The sequence below is a fragment of the Streptomyces sp. NPDC003038 genome (genome assembly GCF_040611115.1).
Classification (GTDB): Bacteria; Actinomycetota; Actinomycetes; order Streptomycetales; family Streptomycetaceae; genus Streptomyces.
The window spans coordinates 141,799-158,911 of record NZ_JBEXNN010000010.1 but is presented as its reverse complement, the minus strand read 5'-3'; the positions used below and the strand labels follow the sequence as shown (position 1 = coordinate 158,911).

The 17,113-nt window shown below is 71.2% G+C and carries 15 protein-coding genes and 1 riboswitch; of the genes, 4 read left to right on the top strand and 11 right to left on the bottom strand.

Going from position 1 to position 17,113, the window contains the following annotated elements; translation table 11 throughout:
* Positions 1 to 21: 21 nt before the first annotated feature.
* Positions 22 to 726 carry an N-acetylmuramoyl-L-alanine amidase gene (locus ABZX75_RS15810; protein WP_355410801.1) on the top strand — a complete coding sequence of 235 codons (705 nt, stop codon included), beginning with the start codon at positions 22 to 24 and terminating at the stop codon, positions 724 to 726.
* Here ABZX75_RS15810 and ABZX75_RS15805 read toward each other — a convergent pair.
* The 11 genes from ABZX75_RS15805 to ABZX75_RS15755 form a co-directional block, all read right to left on the bottom strand.
* On the bottom strand, positions 719 to 1,882 hold the full coding sequence (locus ABZX75_RS15805) for a cysteine desulfurase family protein (RefSeq protein ID WP_355410744.1): 1,164 nt from the start codon (positions 1,880 to 1,882) through the stop codon (positions 719 to 721). The two genes, ABZX75_RS15810 and ABZX75_RS15805, sit on opposite strands and share 8 nt — an antisense overlap.
* 161 nt (positions 1,883 to 2,043) lie before the next feature.
* On the bottom strand, positions 2,044 to 2,901 hold the full coding sequence (locus ABZX75_RS15800) for a thioesterase family protein (RefSeq protein ID WP_355410743.1): 858 nt from the start codon (positions 2,899 to 2,901) through the stop codon (positions 2,044 to 2,046).
* A 59-nt stretch (positions 2,902 to 2,960) separates the two neighbouring features.
* A complete protein-coding gene (locus ABZX75_RS15795) occupies positions 2,961 to 3,617 on the bottom strand; it encodes a trimeric intracellular cation channel family protein (protein WP_355410742.1) in 657 nt (218 codons plus the stop codon).
* 450 nt (positions 3,618 to 4,067) lie between these two features.
* Positions 4,068 to 5,171: a dipeptide ABC transporter ATP-binding protein gene (locus ABZX75_RS15790; protein WP_355410741.1), complete on the bottom strand. Its 1,104-nt coding sequence runs from the start codon at positions 5,169 to 5,171 to the stop codon at positions 4,068 to 4,070.
* Positions 5,168 to 6,262 (bottom strand): ABC transporter ATP-binding protein, encoded by a 1,095-nt coding sequence (locus ABZX75_RS15785; protein ID WP_355410740.1) that lies wholly within the window; start codon positions 6,260 to 6,262, stop codon positions 5,168 to 5,170. Before ABZX75_RS15785 ends, ABZX75_RS15790 begins: the two co-directional genes overlap by 4 nt.
* Positions 6,259 to 7,257 (bottom strand): ABC transporter permease, encoded by a 999-nt coding sequence (locus ABZX75_RS15780; protein WP_355410739.1) that lies wholly within the window; start codon positions 7,255 to 7,257, stop codon positions 6,259 to 6,261. The genes ABZX75_RS15785 and ABZX75_RS15780 overlap by 4 nt, the downstream gene beginning before the upstream one ends.
* 143 nt (positions 7,258 to 7,400) lie before the next feature.
* On the bottom strand, positions 7,401 to 9,179 hold the full coding sequence (locus ABZX75_RS15775) for an ABC transporter substrate-binding protein (RefSeq protein WP_355410738.1): 1,779 nt from the start codon (positions 9,177 to 9,179) through the stop codon (positions 7,401 to 7,403).
* An 88-nt stretch (positions 9,180 to 9,267) separates the two neighbouring features.
* A complete protein-coding gene (locus ABZX75_RS15770; protein ID WP_355410737.1) occupies positions 9,268 to 10,263 on the bottom strand; it encodes an ABC transporter permease in 996 nt (331 codons plus the stop codon).
* 462 nt (positions 10,264 to 10,725) lie between these two features.
* Complete coding sequence (locus ABZX75_RS15765) at positions 10,726 to 11,466, bottom strand: enhanced serine sensitivity protein SseB C-terminal domain-containing protein (protein WP_355410736.1); 741 nt, start codon at positions 11,464 to 11,466, stop codon at positions 10,726 to 10,728.
* Positions 11,467 to 11,799: 333 nt separating this feature from the next.
* Positions 11,800 to 12,534: an enhanced serine sensitivity protein SseB gene (locus tag ABZX75_RS15760; protein WP_355410735.1), complete on the bottom strand. Its 735-nt coding sequence runs from the start codon at positions 12,532 to 12,534 to the stop codon at positions 11,800 to 11,802.
* Between the two features lie 143 nt (positions 12,535 to 12,677).
* Positions 12,678 to 13,286 carry an AAA family ATPase gene (locus ABZX75_RS15755; RefSeq protein ID WP_355410800.1) on the bottom strand — a complete coding sequence of 203 codons (609 nt, stop codon included), beginning with the start codon at positions 13,284 to 13,286 and terminating at the stop codon, positions 12,678 to 12,680.
* A 286-nt stretch (positions 13,287 to 13,572) separates the two neighbouring features.
* A riboswitch (glycine riboswitch) is annotated at positions 13,573 to 13,676 on the top strand.
* Positions 13,677 to 13,863: 187 nt separating this feature from the next.
* Between ABZX75_RS15755 and gcvT the strand changes: the two genes are divergently transcribed.
* The 3 genes from gcvT to glyA all read left to right on the top strand — a co-directional run bounded on the left by gcvT (position 13,864) and on the right by glyA (position 16,749).
* Entirely contained in the window at positions 13,864 to 14,979 is a 1,116-nt protein-coding gene (gene gcvT, locus ABZX75_RS15750) for a glycine cleavage system aminomethyltransferase GcvT (RefSeq protein ID WP_355410734.1), read from the top strand.
* 112 nt (positions 14,980 to 15,091) lie between these two features.
* Positions 15,092 to 15,475: a glycine cleavage system protein GcvH gene (gene gcvH, locus ABZX75_RS15745; protein WP_355410733.1), complete on the top strand. Its 384-nt coding sequence runs from the start codon at positions 15,092 to 15,094 to the stop codon at positions 15,473 to 15,475.
* Between the two features lie 17 nt (positions 15,476 to 15,492).
* Positions 15,493 to 16,749, top strand: coding sequence for a serine hydroxymethyltransferase (gene glyA, locus ABZX75_RS15740; protein WP_355410732.1), 1,257 nt, complete (start codon positions 15,493 to 15,495; stop codon positions 16,747 to 16,749).
* The last annotated feature ends 364 nt before the right edge of the window (positions 16,750 to 17,113 follow it).

Below are 17,113 nucleotides of genomic sequence, written 5' to 3'. Positions count from 1 at the left end.
TGCAGGGGGGTGGATCACATGATGCGCAAGGGCGAGAAGCACGCGGGGGGACCCGGTAAGGCTCCGGGGAAGACCCCGGGCAGGGCTCCGGGCAGGACCCGCAGGGCCGTGCTGTTCGGGGGGCTGGGGATCTTCACGGTGGCGGCGATCGCCGGCCGGGAGGAGATCCGACGCGCCTGGTGGCTGGTGCCGGGGGTGTCCAAGCCGCGCAAGGAGGGCGACCTCGACCATGCGGGGGCGCGCTGGACCGCGGCCTCGCCGGCGAACTGGCGGCTCGCCGACCGGCCGGACGACTACCGCGTGGACCGGATCGTCGTCCATGTCACGCAGGGCGGTTTCGAGTCCTCGGTGGATGCCTTCAAGAACCCCTGGCACAAGGCGTCGGCGCACTACATAGTCCGCCAGGACGGCCACATCGAGCAGATGGTGCGCGAGCTCGACGTCGCCTTCCACGCGGGCAACCGCTCGATGAACGAGCGCAGTGTCGGCATCGAGCACGTGGGCTTCGTGGACCGCCCGCAGGACTTCACGGACGCGATGTACGCGGCCTCGGCCCGACTCGCGGGCGACATCTGCCGCCGGTACGGCATACCGGCGGACCGCGCGCACATGGTCGGCCACTCCGAGGTCCCGGGCGCCGATCACACGGACCCGGGCCGCCACTGGGACTGGGACCGGTATCTGCGCCTCGTCCGGGAAGAGCTGCGCCGGTCCGGCGCTAGCTGAGGCCCGCCGTGCGGGCGCGGTCCACCGCCGGGCCGATGGCCGCGGCCAGGGCGGCGACGTCGGCCTTGGTGGAGGTGTGGCCGAGGGAGAAGCGCAGGGTGCCGCGGGCCAGCTGGGGGTCGGTGCCGGCGGCCAGCAGGACGTGGCTCGGCTGGGCCACGCCCGCGGTGCAGGCGGAGCCGGTGGAGCACTCGATGCCCTGGGCGTCGAGCAGGAGCAGCAGGGAGTCGCCCTCGCAGCCGGGGAAGCTGAAGTGCGCGTTGGCCGGGAGCCGGTCGTCGGGGTCTCCCCCGAGGACGGCGTCCGGCGCGGCCGCGCGGACGGCGGCGATGAGCTCGTCGCGCAGGGCGCCGATCTCGGTGGCGAACCGCTCGCGCCGCTCGGCGGCGAGGACGGCGGCCACCGCGAAGGCGGCGACGGCCGGGACGTCGAGGGTGCCGGAGCGGACGTGCCGTTCCTGACCGCCGCCGTGCAGGACGGGTACGGGGCTCTGGTCGCGACCGAGGAGCAGCGCGCCGATCCCGTACGGACCGCCGATCTTGTGGCCGCTGACGGTCAGGGCGGCGAGGCCGCTGTCGCCGAAGCGGACATCGAGCTGCCCGAAGGCCTGCACGGCGTCGGAGTGCAGGGGGATCGCGAACTCCGCCGCGACGGCGGCCAGTTCGTGGACCGGCATGACGGTGCCGATCTCATTGTTGGCCCACATGACGGTGGCCAGGGCCACATCGTCGGGGTTGCGTTCGGCGGCTTCCCGGAAGGCCTCGGGGTGCACGCGCCCGTAGCGGTCCACGGGCAGGTAGTCGACCTGCGCACCCTCGTGTTCGGCGAGCCAGTGGACCGCGTCGAGCACGGCGTGGTGCTCGACGGGGCTGCAGAGGATCCGGGTCCGGGCGGGATCGGCGTCGCGGCGGGCCCAGTAGAGGCCCTTGACGGCGAGGTTGTCGGCCTCGGTGCCCCCGGCGGTGAAGACCACCTCGCTCGGGCGGGCGCCGATCGCCTCGGCGAGGGCCTCGCGGGCCTCCTCGACGGTACGGCGGGCCCGGCGGCCGGCAGCGTGCAGGGAGGACGCGTTTCCCGTGGCCGCGAACTGCGCGGTCATCGCGGCAGCGGCCTCCGGCAGCATCGGCGTGGTGGCGGCGTGGTCGAGGTAGGCCATGATCCCCCGATTCTACGAGCCCGTCGGGCGGACCCGCGCCCGCCTCGGGCGCCGGGCGGGTGCCCGTCCGGCACCCGAGGCCCGTCCGACCGTGCGGCCGGGCCCGCTGGGCGCCCCCGGGCGCCCTTCGGACGGAGTCCGGCGGGCGCCCCGCGGGTGTGTCAGGTCTGGCGCGGGGCGCGGGCCAGCTGGCGGGACTGGGCCACCAGGTGGTCCGCGGAATCCCAGACCTCGGCGTCCTCCTCCAGGAAGCCCCCGGCCAGGTTGCGGGTGGTGATGGCGACCCGGAGCGGGCCCGGCGCCGGACGGCGGCGGATGTGTGTGGTCAGTTCCACCGTCGGGGTCCAGCCCATCAGGCCGAGGTCGAAGGAGGTCGGCGGCAGCGCGTCCACCACCAGCAGCATGGACAGCGGGTCGGCGTCACGGCCGTCGGCCAGCTCGAACCAGGCCCGCATCTCCCCCTTGCCCGAGGGCGCGCCGACGGCCCATCCCGCGGTCGCCGGGTCCAGGCGCAGCCGGAGCCGGTCCACGATCGCGGAGCTGCCCGGGATCGGGGCCGGGCCGGCCTCGGTGCCGAGGCACTCCTCGTACGCGGGCATGACCGGCGGCCGGGCCGTCGTGCGCACGTCGTCCGGCAGGGCGCCGAGGTCTCCGTAGGAGGCGAGGACGCGGATCCGCTCGATCTCGGCGCCGTTCTCGTCGTACTGGAACAGCGAGGCCTGGCCGGTGGAGAGGGTGCGGCCGGCGCGTACGACCTGGGTACGGATCACGGCGGGGCCGGGTGTGGAGGAGGTCAGGTAGTGCGCGGAGACGGTGAAGGGGTCCGGATGCGGCAGGGCCGCCGACAGGGCCCGGCCGACCAGGGCCAGCAGATAGCCGCCGTTGACGGCGGTGATGATGGTCCAGTCGGCGGACAGCTCCGCGTCGTACACCCCGGGCTCGCCGGCGCGAGGGACGAGGGCGGTGTCGCGGTCGAACTCGCTGTCGCCGATGGACGCCTGGGTCGTTGCGTGTGACATAAAAACGACGGTACACCGAGGCGCTACTAAGCGGTAGCTTTCTCCCGTCACGGGCTCGCCTACGGCTCTTCGGCCACCGAGGAACGGCGGTTCCAGGCCAGCGGCGCCCGCCAGTGGTAGCGCATGGCGAGCAGCCGCAGCACGAACGTGGTGACGATCGCGAGGCCGGTGGTGAAGGCGTTCAGGACGTCCAGGCCGATGAAGACGGCGACCATCGAGGCGCCGATGACGGCGGGGACGGCGTACATCTCCCGGTCACGCAGCAGCGACGGCACCTCGTTGACGAGGACGTCGCGCAGTACGCCGCCGCCGACGGCCGTGGCCAGACCGAGCGCGGCGGACGCGGTGAGGCCGAGGCCGTACTCGTACGCCTTGGTCGTGCCCGTCACACAGAACAGCCCGAGTCCGGCCGCGTCGAAGACGTTGATGGCGCGGTTGATCCGCTGCACCTCGGGATGCAGGAAGAAGACGATCGCGGCGGCTATCAGCGGGGTGAGGAAGAAGCTGAGCTCGCCGAAGGCGGCCGGCGGGACGGCCCCGATGACGAGGTCGCGGAAGAGACCGCCGCCGAGGGCTGTCACCAGGGCGAGGACGGCGACGCCGAAGACGTCGAAGTTCTTGCGGACGGCGAGGAGCGCGCCTGCGGTGGCGAAGACGAAGATGCCGGCGAGGTCCAGGGCATGCTGGATCCCGGGCGGGAAGAGATCGTGGAGCACCGGGCCATTCTCGCCCGGCGGCGGGCCGGTTCGGCTCGCGCCGGGCTGCTCGGGGCTCCGGCCCTGCGGCTGAGCGGCTGGCAACGGGCTGCCGGGGGCTCCGGCGGCGGGCGGGTGCGGCTCCAAGACCCGGGGCTCCGCCCCGGACCCCACCGCCCCGGACCCCACCGCCCCGGACCCCACCGCCCCGAACGCCGGCGGGGCCGGCCGGTGCCCTCCGGCCGGGCCGGGTGGGGCGTACCGGCGGGCCGGGCCAGGTGGGGGTACCCGCGGGCCGGCTGGATGGGGGGTGCCTGCGGCCGGGCCAGGTGCGGGGTGCCGGCGGGCCGGCCAGGTGCGGGGTGCCTGCGGGCCGGGCCAGGTGCGGGGTGCCTGCGGGCCGGCCAGGGTTCCGCAGTCCCGGCGCCGCCCGGTGTGGGGCGGGCGGCGCCGGGGTGCGGCTTTCGGCCGCTACTCCGAAACCGTCGCCACCGCGTCCGCCGCGCCCGGCAGGGGCTGGTCGCCCGGCGCCTGGTCGGGGGCGTTCTCCGGGTGGTGGCAGGCCACCTGGTGGCCCGTCTTGAGGGCCAGCATCGGGGGCTCCTGCGTCGTGCAGATCTGCGTCGCCTTCCAGCACCGCGTGTGGAAGCGGCACCCGCTCGGCGGCGAGATCGGCGACGGCACGTCGCCCTTGAGCAGGATGCGCCCGCTCTTCGCCCCGCGCCGCCGAGGGTCGGGCACCGGCACGGCCGACATCAGCGCCGTGGTGTACGGGTGCATCGGCGCCTCGTACAGCGACTTCCGGTCGGCCAGCTCGACGATCTTGCCCAGGTACATCACCGCGATGCGGTCCGAGACGTGCCGGATGACCGACAGGTCGTGCGCGATGATCACGTAGGTGAGGCCGAGCTCCTGCTGGAGGTCGTCCAGCAGGTTGACCACCTGGGCCTGGATGGACACGTCCAGCGCGGAGACGGGCTCGTCCGCGACCACCAGCTTCGGGTTCAGCGCCAGCGCCCGCGCGATGCCGATGCGCTGGCGCTGGCCGCCCGAGAACTCGTGCGGGTAGCGGTTGTAGTGCTCGGGGTTGAGGCCCACCAGCGACAGCAGCCGCTGCACCTCCGCCTTGAGCCCGCCCTCCGGGGTGACCTTCTGGAGCTTGAACGGGGCGCTGACGATGGTGCCCACCGTGTGGCGCGGGTTCAGCGAGCCGTACGGGTCCTGGAAGATCATCTGCACGTCGCGGCGCAGCGGCCGCATGCCCGCCACGCCCAGGTGCGTGATGTCCTTGCCCTCGAACTCGATGGTGCCGCCGGTCGGTTCGAGCAGCCGGGTGATCAGGCGGCCCATGGTCGACTTGCCGCAGCCGGACTCGCCGACGATGCCGAGGGTCTCACCCTGCCGGACGTCGAAGTCGATGCCGTCGACGGCCTTGACCGCGCCGGCCTGCCGCCGCAGCAGCCCCTTGTGGATCGGGAAGTGCTTGACCAGTCCGGTCACCTTGAGCAGCGGCTTCGGCGAGTCACCGGCCTGCGCGGGAATGGCGGCCGTTTCCGTCTTCTTGATGTCGGTCACAGCTTCGGCGCAATCTCTTCGGTCCAGATCCGGTTCCGCTCTTCCTGCGGCATGTGGCAGGCGGACCAGTGGCGGGTGCCGTCCTCCGTGAGCTCGGGCCGTACCGTGCGGGTCACATTGCCCTTGGGCACGTCGGCGTACGGGCAGCGCGGGTTGAAGGCACAGCCGCTGGGGATGTTGATGAGGCTGGGCGGCGAGCCCTTGACCGGGATGAGGCGCTCGGTCTGGTCCCGGTCGATGCGCGGCATCGACCCCAGCAGGCCCCAGGTGTAGGGGTGGCGGGGCTCGTAGAAGACCTTCTCCGCCGTGCCCCGCTCGACGCACCGGCCGCCGTACATCACGAGGAGTTCGTCGGCCATCTCCGCGACCACGCCGAGGTCGTGCGTGATCATGATGACCGCGGAACCGAATTCCTTCTGCAGGTCCCGGATGAGGTCGAGGATCTGCGCCTGGACGGTGACGTCCAGCGCCGTCGTCGGCTCGTCCGCGATGAGCAGTTCGGGGTTGTTGACCAGCGCCATCGCGATCATCGCGCGCTGGCGCATACCGCCGGAGAACTCATGCGGGTAGCTGTCGACCCGCTTGTGCGGCTCCGGGATGCCGACGCGGTCCAGCAGGTCGACGGCCCGCTTGCGGGCGGCCTTCTTGTCGACCTTGTTGTGGACCCGGTACGCCTCCGCGATCTGCTTGCCGACGGTGAAGTACGGGTGCATCGCGGACAGCGGGTCCTGGAAGATCATCGCGATCTCCCGGCCGCGCAGCTTGCGCACCTCCTCCTCGGGCGAGGACAGCAGCTCCTTGCCGTCCAGCCAGATCTCGCCGGAGATCCGGGCCCGCTGGCGGCCGTACTGGCCGACGCGGTGCAGGCCCATGATGCCCAGCGAGGTGACCGACTTGCCGGAGCCCGACTCGCCCACGATGCCGAGGGTCTTGCCCTTCTCCAGCGTGAAGGAGAGTCCGTCGACGGACTTGACCAGGCCGTCCTCGGTGGGGAAGTGCACCTTGAGGTCGCGGACTTCGAGGAAGGCCGTGGAGGGCACGGTGCCGTCGACGGGCTCGTTCAGAGCTCCGGTCTTGGTCAGATCGGTCATGACAGCCTCACTCGAGGGTCGATCACCGCGTACAGGAGGTCAACGATGAGGTTCGCCGCGACGACGAAGAAGGCGGAGATCAGGGTGATGCCCAAAATGACCGGCAGGTCGTGGTCGCTGATGGCGCGTACGGCGTTGTAGCCGAGACCGTGCAGCGAGAACGTGTACTCGGTGAGCACCGCGCCGCCCATCAGGGCCCCGAGGTCCAGGCCGAGGACGGTGAGGATCGGCGTCATCGTCGAGCGCATGGCGTGCTTGCCGATGACGACGGGTTCCGTCAGGCCCTTGGCGCGGGCGGTGCGGATGTAGTCCTCATTGAGGACTTCGAGCATCGTCGCGCGGGTGAGCCGCGCGTACATCGCCGCGTAGAGGAAGGCGAGCGAGACCCACGGCAGGACCATGCCGTTGAACCACTTGCCGGGATCGTCGGCGAACGTCGCCTCGGGGCGCCCGAACCAGCCGAGCTGGTCCGAGAAGAGGGCGATGACGAGCATGCCCGTGAAGTAGATCGGGAGGGAGACGCCGGCGAGGGCGACGCCCATCGCCGAGCGGTCCAGGACGGTGCCGCGCTTGAGGGCGGAGGTGACGCCTGTGGCGACACCGCCGAAGACCCAGAGCACGACGGCGCCCGCGGCGAGCGAGAGCGTGACCGGGACCCAGTCCAGCAGCAGCGGCCACACCTCCTGCTCGGTCTTGAAGGAGTAGCCGAAGCAGGGCGCGGCGCATTGCGTGATGTCGGAGCCGTTGGCGTACGTGCGACCCGCCACCAGCCCGACGACGAACTTGCCGAACTGGACGAGGATCGGGTCGTCGAGACCCATCTTCTGCCGGATGCCCTCGATGGCGGCGGGGTCGGACTGCTTGCCGACGAAGTACAGCGCCGGATCCGTCCCGATCATCTTCGGGAAGAGGAAGAAGATTCCGAAGGTCACCAGCGAGATGACCAACAGCATGACGATGACGGCGAAGATCCGTCGGATGAGATATGCAAGCACTGCGCTCGGCCTGGCTGCGGCCCGGGGGCGCCCTCTTCTGGAGAGCGCCCCCAAGCCGCAACCGCGGCCATCACCTGCCCTTCGTGCCTAGCGGGTGTGGCACTGGAACACTGGAAGTGGAACTGAACCGGTCTGGTGAGCGGTTACTTGACGACGCCCAGGGAGGCGTAGTCATACCGGCCGTTGTAGGCGTCGGAGGTGTAGGCGTTCGTCAGCCGGCTGCTGCGCCAGGTGATCGTCTTGTCGTAGACGAAGGGCAGGTAGACCGCGGCCTCGGAGACCTTCTGGTTCATCTGCTTGTAGATCTCGCCGGCCTTGTCCGGGTCGGTCTCCGCGATGGCCTGGTCGAACAGGCTGTTGACCGCCGGGTCGTTCAGCTCGGAGAAGTTGTTGTTACCGCTCTGCAGGATGAAGCGGCCGTCGACCAGCGGCTGGGAGAAGCCCTGACCGGTCGGGAAGTCGGCGCCCCAGCCCATGATGATGATGCCGTAGCCCTTGTCCTTGACGACCTTGGGCGAACCGATGATGCCGGAGGTCTGGGCGCCGTCGAACTGGTCGACGTTGGCCTCGATGCCGACCTGCTTCAGGGCGTTCTGCAGCGAGACGGCGGTGGCGACCTCGACCGGCTTGTTGTTGCGGACCGCGATGGTGGTCTTGAAACCGTCCGGCTTGCCGCAGGCCTTGAGGTGCTCCTTGGCCTTCTCGACGTTCGGCTTGCCGTCGTTCTTCAGGACCTCGTACGGGTCGTACTTGGCGTCGGAGCCCTTGATGCCCAGCGGGAGCATGTTGGGGGCGATGTCACCACCGGCCTGCGGGCCGCCGCGGGCCGTCTGCAGGGACTTCTTGTCGGCCGCGTAGATGATGGCCTTGCGGCAGTCGATGTTGTCGAACGGCGCGACGGTCTGCGGGAAGACGGCGTACCGGATGAAGCCGGTCTGGCCGTTGTCGAGGTTGCCCTTGTGGTCCTTCAGCGCGGTGGAGCGGGCCGCCTGGCCGATGCCCGTCGCGTTGATGTCGAGGTCGAACTCGCCGTTCATCAGGCGCTTGTCCATGTCATCCGCGTTCGCCATGAACGTGACGGAGATGGTGTCCGGGAGCGCCTTGCGGATGGTGTCCGACTCGGGCTTGTAGTGCTCGTTGCGCGAGAGCTTCATGCTCTTGTTGGGCTCGTACGAGTCGATCTTGTACGGGCCGTTGGAGAAGGGCTTCAGGCCGTACTTGGCCGCGGTGTCCTTCTCCTGCTTGACCGGGCTCGCCGCCGGCATCGCCAGCATCTGCTCGAAGTCACCGTTGGGCTGCGGCAGCTTGAAGATGATGGTCTTCGCGTCCGGGGTCTCGATCGCCTTGAGGCCGAGCTTGTCCGGGCTGGGGTCCTTGTACGGGCCCGGGTACTCGCTCTTCGGGTCGAGGACCTGCATCAGGTAGACCGGGCCGCCGGAGATGACGTCCTGGGCCCAGGTGCGCTGGATGCCGTACTTCACGTCCTGGGCGGTGACGGGGGTGCCGTCCTCCCAGGTCACGTTGTCCTTGAGGGTGTACTTGTACGTCTTGCCGCCGTCACTGATCTCCGCCTTGGCGGTGGCCAGGTCGGGGACGAGCTCGGTGCTCTCGGTGCCCGGAGCGGGCTTGAAGCTGATCAGCTGGCGGGCGTAGTAGCGGGAGAAGTCCCACATGAAGCCGTAGTAGCCGCGCTGCGGGTCCCACGAGTCGGCTTCCTGGGTGCCGACGAACTTGAGCTCGCCGCCCTTCTTGTCGGACGGGTTGGCGACCTTGCCTATGCCGGCGTTGAAGCCGCTGCCGGCGCCGGCCTTCTTGTCGTCCGTCGTCTCTCCGCCGCCACAGGCGGTCGCGGTCAGCATGGCCGCGAGCACGACGGCCGTGCCAGCGGCAAGCCTGCGCTTCGACGTGCGATGGGTAGTCACGATGCTCGCAACCCTCCGTTGTAGTTCCGGTGTGTTCCGGCTCCGGGCTCGAAGCCCCGGGCCGGTGAAACGTTTGCTCCCGCGGTCGCTAGCGGGAGCCCTTCGGGTCGAGGGCGTCACGGACGCCGTCGCCGAAGAGGTTGAAGGCCAGCACGGTGATGAAGATCGCCACGCCGGGGAAGATCATGAAGAGCGGATCGTCCTCGTAGGTCCGCACGGCCGTGGAGAGCGTCTCTCCCCAGGACGGTGTGGGCGGCTTGACGCCGACTCCGAGGAAGCTCAGGGCGGCCTCGGTCAGCACGTTGGTGGGGATCATCAGCGTCGAGTAGACGGTGATCGGCGCCACCAGGTTCGGAAGAAGTTCGCGGAAGAGGATGTACATGCGGCCCGCACCGAGGCTGCGCGCGGCTTCGACGTACTCCCGTTCGCGCAGGGACAGGGTCTGCCCGCGGACGATGCGGCCGATGTACGGCCAGCCGAAGAAGCCGATGACCAGCACCAGTACGGCGATCCGCAGGCCGGATCCCTCGAAGCCCCAGAGCTCGTTGGGGATGACGGAGACCAGCGCGATGATGAAGAGCAGCTGCGGGAAGGCCAGCAGCAGGTCCATGACGCGGCTGATGGCCGCGTCGACCCAGCCGCCGAAGTAGCCGGCGATGATGCCGAAGAAGGTCCCCAGCGACACCGCCACGAAGGCGGACAGGAAGGCCACCAGCAGCGAGATGCGGGCGCCGTAGACGATCCGGCTGAAGACGTCGCGGCCGTTGACCGGCTCGACGCCCAGCAGGAAGTCCTTGCTGATGCCGCCCCAGTCGCCGGCCGGCAGGCCGAGCAGCGGGTCCAGCAGGTCCTCGTGCAACTCCTCCGGCGGGTGGCCGAAGGCCTTGACGATCAGCGGCGCGAAGATCGCGACGATGATCAGCAGGAGCACGATGACACCGCCGGCGAGGGCGACCTTGTCGCGCTTGAGCCTCAGCCAGGCGATCTGCCACGGCGAGCGTCCCTCGATCGCCTTCTGCGGGAGTTCGGGGGCGGCCACGGCTGCGGGCTCGGCCGCGCTGGTGTCGTGCAGTGGTGCCGTCATCGTGCTGGGGACCCCTCTCGGCCGACGGTGGCCGGCCCATGCCCGCCGCTGTGGCGGCTTGGTTCTATCGGCGTCACTGATGGTGCGATTGGCGCGAAACGCGCCTGAAGTGCACGGGAAGAGCTGGTGATCGTGTGGTTGACCGGCCTTCGGTGGGGGGAGTCTTCAACGGCCTCTCGATCGCCCGCCAGACCTGCCGGTGATGTGATGCGCAACCGTGATCTGCGTCGCCACCTTCCGTTATCCGAACCGTGTGCTCTGTTGAGCGGTGAAACACCGCCCGTTCGGCGCGGAACGGACATCGGTCCCAACTGCCATTTCCGGAGCGCTTCTTGGTCGGAGTCGGCTGATATGCCGAAGGCCGCACCGATCGGATTCGGTGCGGCCTTCGAGACGGATGTCTCACTATGTGAATGCCCGGGATACGCCGGGGAAGCGCCCGGGGAAGCACTCAACCAACGGTCAGTACGCCGGCGCCTGGCCCTCGCGGTCGTAGAAGGGGCGGGTCTGCGCGCGCAGCCACATCGCGACGGGATCGTGCTCGTCCGCCAGCGCGACCGTGCACACCGGGACGCCCTCGGGGACCACGCCGACCGACTGGCGCATCATCTCCCGTACGGATTCCAGCGCGGGCGCGGAGGCGTCGTACAGGTCGAGCCCCACCGCGAGGTACGGCGACCCGAGCGCGGGCTGCACCCAGGCCCGGCGCAACGACCGGACGGCGGGCGTGCGGTGGGCGTGCTGGGTCAACAGCCCGTAGAACTGCGGGAGCTCGATGGCCGGCTCGGACAGCCGCAGCGGCCCGGCCGGCATCCGGTCCAGGCCGGTCGCGATGCGGCGCAGGTCGGCCCAGGGGACGCCGAGGCCACCGCCCTGGGCGTGCGGGTTGAGCCACAGGCCCCAGCGGTCCGGGTAGAGGGCGCGGGCGACGTCCCGGCCGGTGACGACCTCGTAGCCCCGGTTCCAGCCGCTGGCGGCCAGTTCCTGCGGGGAGGTGACGCAGGGCGCGTACCCGAGGCTCTCGACCTCCATGCCGCCGTACTGGGCGTCCGGGGAGCCCGGCTGCCCCTGCCACAGCAGCATCCACAGCCGGCCCTCGGCGAGGGCGTGCAGAAGTGACTCATAGCTCTCATAGCGCCCGGGAGTCACCTGGCGCAGCATGTGCTCGACCTGCCCGGCCGCGGCCGTGCCTGACGCACTCACCCGGTACCCCTCTTCGTCCGCCCGTCGTCCACGCGTACCCGGGCCACGCGTGCGGCCGGAGACGTCACCAGCTTAGGGGGTGGCCTGCCGATCGGGCCGGATCAGGGAGCCACCTCCGGTGCCATCGGCCCTCCCCCGGCCCCGGGGGGCCGAGGGGAAGACCGCGAGGCCGGGGAGGGAGTCGGTGCGAAGACGCCGCCCGGGGCCGACCCCGATGCGGGGAGCCCGCGTGCCCGACGGCGTCGGGCACGCGGGCGGGAGTTCGCGGACCCGGCCTGCGGAAGGCGGGTCTACGAAGGTGGCCTACGGAAGGCGGGGCTACGGAAGCCGGGTCTACGGAAGGTAGAAGGGCCGCACGCGCTCGCCGATCCAGTCGGTCATCGGGTCCTGCGCGGCGTCCAGGAGGATCAACTGCACGGGCCACGGCGGCGGAACCCTGGTCATGGCCCGGCCGAGGGCCTCCATCGGCGCGTTGCGCGCCTCAGGCTCCCATCCCAGCAGCCGGACACCGATGAACAGCTGCGGCGCCCCGCCCTCGACGCTGGCGAGGCAGCGGTACCCGGCCGCGACCACGCCGCAGGCCCGGAACTCCTCGGCCGCGGCGGCCAGGAAGTCCACCGGGTCCTCCTGCCAGTCGGGCTCGTACAGCCGGACGCGGCCGCCGGTGGCCGGACCGTCGAGCCCGGCCCCGCCGGCGCGGCACAGCTCGGCGACGGCGGGCGGGGGCAGCGGGACGCCGACCGCGCCCTCGGGGTTCACCGCGATGCCGAGCTGCGGGGGCAGGCCGCGGGCGAACTCCACGGCGGGGGCGACGGCGAAGTCCATCCCGGGTCCGGCGCAGGCGAGGAACTGGGCCTCGGAGCTGTACACCGGGACGTACGCCGCCCCGCCGATGTCCATCGTGGGCAGGCTGAGGCTCGCGGCGTCGGGGCCGCCACCGCCCGGCAGCGGAACCCAGACCTGGCTGCGCCCGAGCACCTCCAGGATCCGCGCCCCCGCGTCCGGCTGCCCCAGCGCCGCCCCGAGCACCTGCTCCAGCTCATTCCCCGGCCAGCCGCTGCCTTGCATGTGCCGTTGCCTCCGTTGGTTCCGCGATGTGTCGTGCCGAGGCTAACGGGCCCCGGGCCGCGGCCCCGCTGCTGGGGCTCCGCTGCTGGGGCTCCGGCCAGACCCAGCCGGGCTCCGCCCGGACCGGCACCCGGCAGCAGCACTCAGGCGTGGAACACGATGCGGGTCACGGCGGCGGCCGAGCGGCGGTCCAGCAGGACCACCGAGGCGCAGCCCGCCGGCGGCCGGCCGGCCTCCGCGTCGCGCAGCAGGCGGGTCACCGCCCCCCGGTGCCGGGCGAAGGCGTACGCGGAGACGCGCCGGCCGCGCGCCGCCTGCCCGGACAGGGCCTCCTCGGGGCTGCTGTCCAGGAGCAGCAGGTGCAGCGCCCGGCCGCGGCGGCGCGCCGCCGCGGCGAGGAGGCCCCGTACCCAGCTCTGCGTACCGCAGTCGTGGACGACCACGGAGGCGCCGGAACGCAGGGTGCGCCACAGTCCCCGGTAGTGCGCGGCGCGGACCAGCGGCCGGTACACGGCGTACGGGAGCGCCGCCGGCATCCGGCGCTCCCAGCGCTCGCGCACGTCCTGGGAGTCGATGCCCCCGCCCGCCGCGGCCCGCTTGATCAGCGTGCTCTTGCCGCCGCCCGGCAGGCCGGACACCACCACGATGTCCCCCTCGGCGAAGGTGAGGTGCTGCGGTACGCGGATCCCCGGTCCGCGCAGGTCCCGCACCCGGGCGCGGCCTTCCTCCGGAACGGCCTCGGGCGCGCGCACACCGCACTGCGCCGGGACCCCGTCCACGGTTCCCGCCGCCGCCACTACTCCGAATCTCCGCACAGTGATCGCCTCCCCCGATTCGGGCCGCCAGGACCCTTGCCCACTGAGTGTAAAGAGACGGTAATCCCGCGGCCCCCGGTTCCGGTCCGGCCGCCCGACGCCCGCGCCGGTGTCCGCGCCGTTGTGCGCCCCGGTGTCCGTACCTCTTCCGGGCCCGCACACCCGGTCCTCACCGAGGCGTGCAATGATGTGCGCCATCTGGACCAACTGCATACCGGCCGCTTGAATCCGCGCGGGAGAGTCCCGGCACGCCGCAAGGCCGTGCCCGGGCGCCGAAGGAGCAAGTACCTCCCTTGAATCTCTCAGGCCCCGTACCGCGTGGATGAGGCAGATCTGAAAAGCGAGCCGCGCCGCCGTCCGTGGGGCGCGCGCTCCACCCAAGGTGCAAGTCGGGCTTCCCCGGTGATCGAAAGATCGGGGGAACTCCCGGCGAACCTCTCAGGTTCCGATGACAGATGGGGAGGAACGTCCTCGTCATGTCATGTCGATGCCCTGGGACCCGGGAGCCACACCCATGAGCACTGCCCCCCGTCTGACCGCCCTCGATGCGCTGCACCGTTCCCTCGGTGCGACCATGACCGATTTCGCGGGCTGGGACATGCCGCTGCGGTACGCGAGCGAGCGCGACGAGCACAACGCCGTCCGCACCAAGGCCGGTCTCTTCGACCTGTCCCACATGGGCGAGATCACGCTGACCGGCCCGGAGGCCGTCAAGGCCCTGGACTACGCGCTGGTCGGCAACATCTCCACCGTCGGCGTCGGCCGCGCCCGCTACACGCACATCTGCCAGGCCGACGGCGGCATCCTCGACGACCTGATCGTCTACCGGCTGGGCGAGACCGAGTACATGGTCGTCGCCAACGCCTCCAACGCCCAGGTCGTCCTCGACGCGCTGACCGAGCGCGCCGCCGGCTTCGACACCGAGGTCCGCGACGACCGCGACGCCTACGCGCTGCTCGCGGTGCAGGGCCCGGAGTCCCCCGGCATCCTCGCCTCGCTCACCGACGCCGACCTGGACGGTCTCAAGTACTACGCGGGCCTGCCGGGCACGGTGGCCGGGGTGCCCGCGCTGATCGCGCGTACGGGCTACACCGGCGAGGACGGCTTCGAGCTGTTCGTCGCCCCGGAGCACGCCGTGGAGCTGTGGCAGGCGCTGACCAAGGCGGGCGAGGGCGTGGGCCTGGTCCCGGCCGGTCTCTCCTGCCGCGACACGCTGCGCCTGGAGGCGGGCATGCCGCTGTACGGGCACGAGCTGAGCACCTCCCTCACCCCGTTCGACGCGGGCCTGGGCCGGGTCGTGAAGTTCGAGAAGGAGGGCGACTTCGTCGGCCGCGCCGCGCTGGAGGCCGCCGCCGAGCGCGCCGCCACCAACCCGCCGCGCAAGCTGATCGGCCTGATCGCCGAGGGCCGCCGTGTGCCGCGCGCCGGCTTCCCCGTCGTGGCCGACGGCCAGGTCATCGGCGAGGTCACCTCCGGCGCCCCGTCCCCGACGCTGGGCAAGCCGATCGCGATGGCGTACGTGGACGCGGCGCACGCCGCGCCCGGCACCTCCGGCGTCGGCGTCGACATTCGCGGTACGCATGAGCCGTACGAGGTCGTGGCCCTGCCGTTCTACAAGCGGCAGAAGTAGTCCCACAGCCGTTCCGCTCACGACCTCTGCCGTACGGGCACCCGTACGGCACCGTCTCAGTACCCAAGACCGCAGTTCGTATCCACTCCCCCGCATCCAGGAGAATCAGGCCATGAGCAACCCCCAGCAGCTGCGCTACACCAAGGAGCACGAGTGGCTGTCGGACGCCGAGGGCGGCGTCGCGACGGTCGGCATCACGGAGTTCGCGGCCACCGCGCTCGGTGACGTCGTCTACGCCCAGCTCCCCGAGGTCGGCTCCGCCGTGACCGAGGGCGAGACCTGCGGCGAGCTGGAGTCGACCAAGTCGGTCAGCGACCTGTACTCCCCCGTCACCGGTGAGGTCGTCGAGGCCAACCAGGACGTCGTGGACGACCCGTCGCTCGTGAACACGGCGCCGTTCGAGGGGGGCTGGCTGTTCAAGGTGCGCGTCGCGCAGGAGCCGAGCGATGTGCTCACCGCCGAGGAGTACGCCGCGCTCACCCACTCCGACAACTGAAACCCCAGGGGATCTCGATGTCTGTACTGAACACCCCCCTCCACGAGCTCGACCCGGACGTCGCCGCCGCCGTCGACGCCGAGCTCGTACGCCAGCAGTCGACCCTGGAAATGATCGCGTCGGAGAACTTCGCTCCGGTCGCCGTCATGGAGGCCCAGGGCTCGGTCCTGACCAACAAGTACGCCGAGGGTTACCCGGGCCGTCGCTACTACGGCGGCTGCGAGCACGTCGACGTGGTCGAGCAGATCGCGATCGACCGCGTCAAGGCGCTCTTCGGTGCCGAGCACGCGAACGTGCAGCCCCACTCGGGCGCGCAGGCCAACGCCGCCGCGATGTTCGCGCTGCTGAAGCCGGGCGACACGATCATGGGCCTGAACCTGGCCCACGGCGGTCACCTGACCCACGGCATGAAGATCAACTTCTCCGGCAAGCTCTACAACGTGGTTCCGTACCACGTCGACGAGACCGGACAGGTCGACATGGCCGAGGTCGAGCGCCTCGCCAAGGAGTCCAAGCCGCAGCTGATCGTCGCCGGCTGGTCCGCCTACCCGCGCCAGCTGGACTTCGCCGCCTTCCGGCGGATCGCGGACGAGGTCGGCGCGTACCTGATGGTCGACATGGCCCACTTCGCCGGCCTGGTCGCCGCGGGTCTGCACCCGAACCCGGTGCCGCACGCCCACGTCGTCACCACCACCACGCACAAGACCCTCGGCGGTCCGCGCGGCGGCGTCATCCTGTCGACGCAGGAGCTGGCCAAGAAGATCAACTCCGCGGTCTTCCCGGGTCAGCAGGGCGGCCCGCTGGAGCACGTCATCGCGGCCAAGGCGGTCTCCTTCAAGATCGCGGCCTCGGAGGACTTCAAGGAGCGCCAGGTGCGCACCCTGGAGGGCGCCAGGATCATCGCCGAGCGCCTGGTGCAGCCGGACGTCACCGAGGTCGGCGTCTCCGTCCTGTCGGGCGGTACGGACGTCCACCTGGTCCTCGTGGACCTGCGCAACTCCGAGCTGGACGGCCAGCAGGCCGAGGACCGCCTCCACGAGATCGGCATCACGGTCAACCGGAACGCGATCCCGAACGACCCGCGGCCGCCGATGGTGACCTCGGGCCTGCGGATCGGTACGCCGGCGCTCGCCACGCGCGGTTTCGGCGCCGAGGACTTCACCGAGGTCGCGGAGATCATCGCGGCCGCGCTGAAGCCGGCGTACGACGGGGAGAGCCTCAAGGCGCGCGTCTCCGCCCTCGCCGCGAAGTTCCCGCTGTACCCGTCGCTCTGAGCCACGGCTAGGGAGGGCCCGGCCTGGCTGTGCGCGGGGCCGGGCCTTTCTCTTGGCGCGAGGCGGGCGCCGCCCCGATCGCCGCGCGAGCACTGTCCACCGAGGGCGGGGCAGCCCACCGGGCCGATGCACCGCGCGGTGGGGAGGGGCAGCCCCTTCGCGGGTCTGCCCCTCCCCATCCGGGCCGGGACGGAGGCGCGGACGCCGCACACGGCGCACCGCGCACCGCGCACCGGAACGTGACCCGCCCCACACCCGGCCCGCCCGCAGCCCCTCTCCGCCTTGTCGGGCGGACGAATCGTTCATCTCCACGCGTTACGCTCACCTGTCGGACAAAATCCGAACAATCTGCCTCAACGCCCTC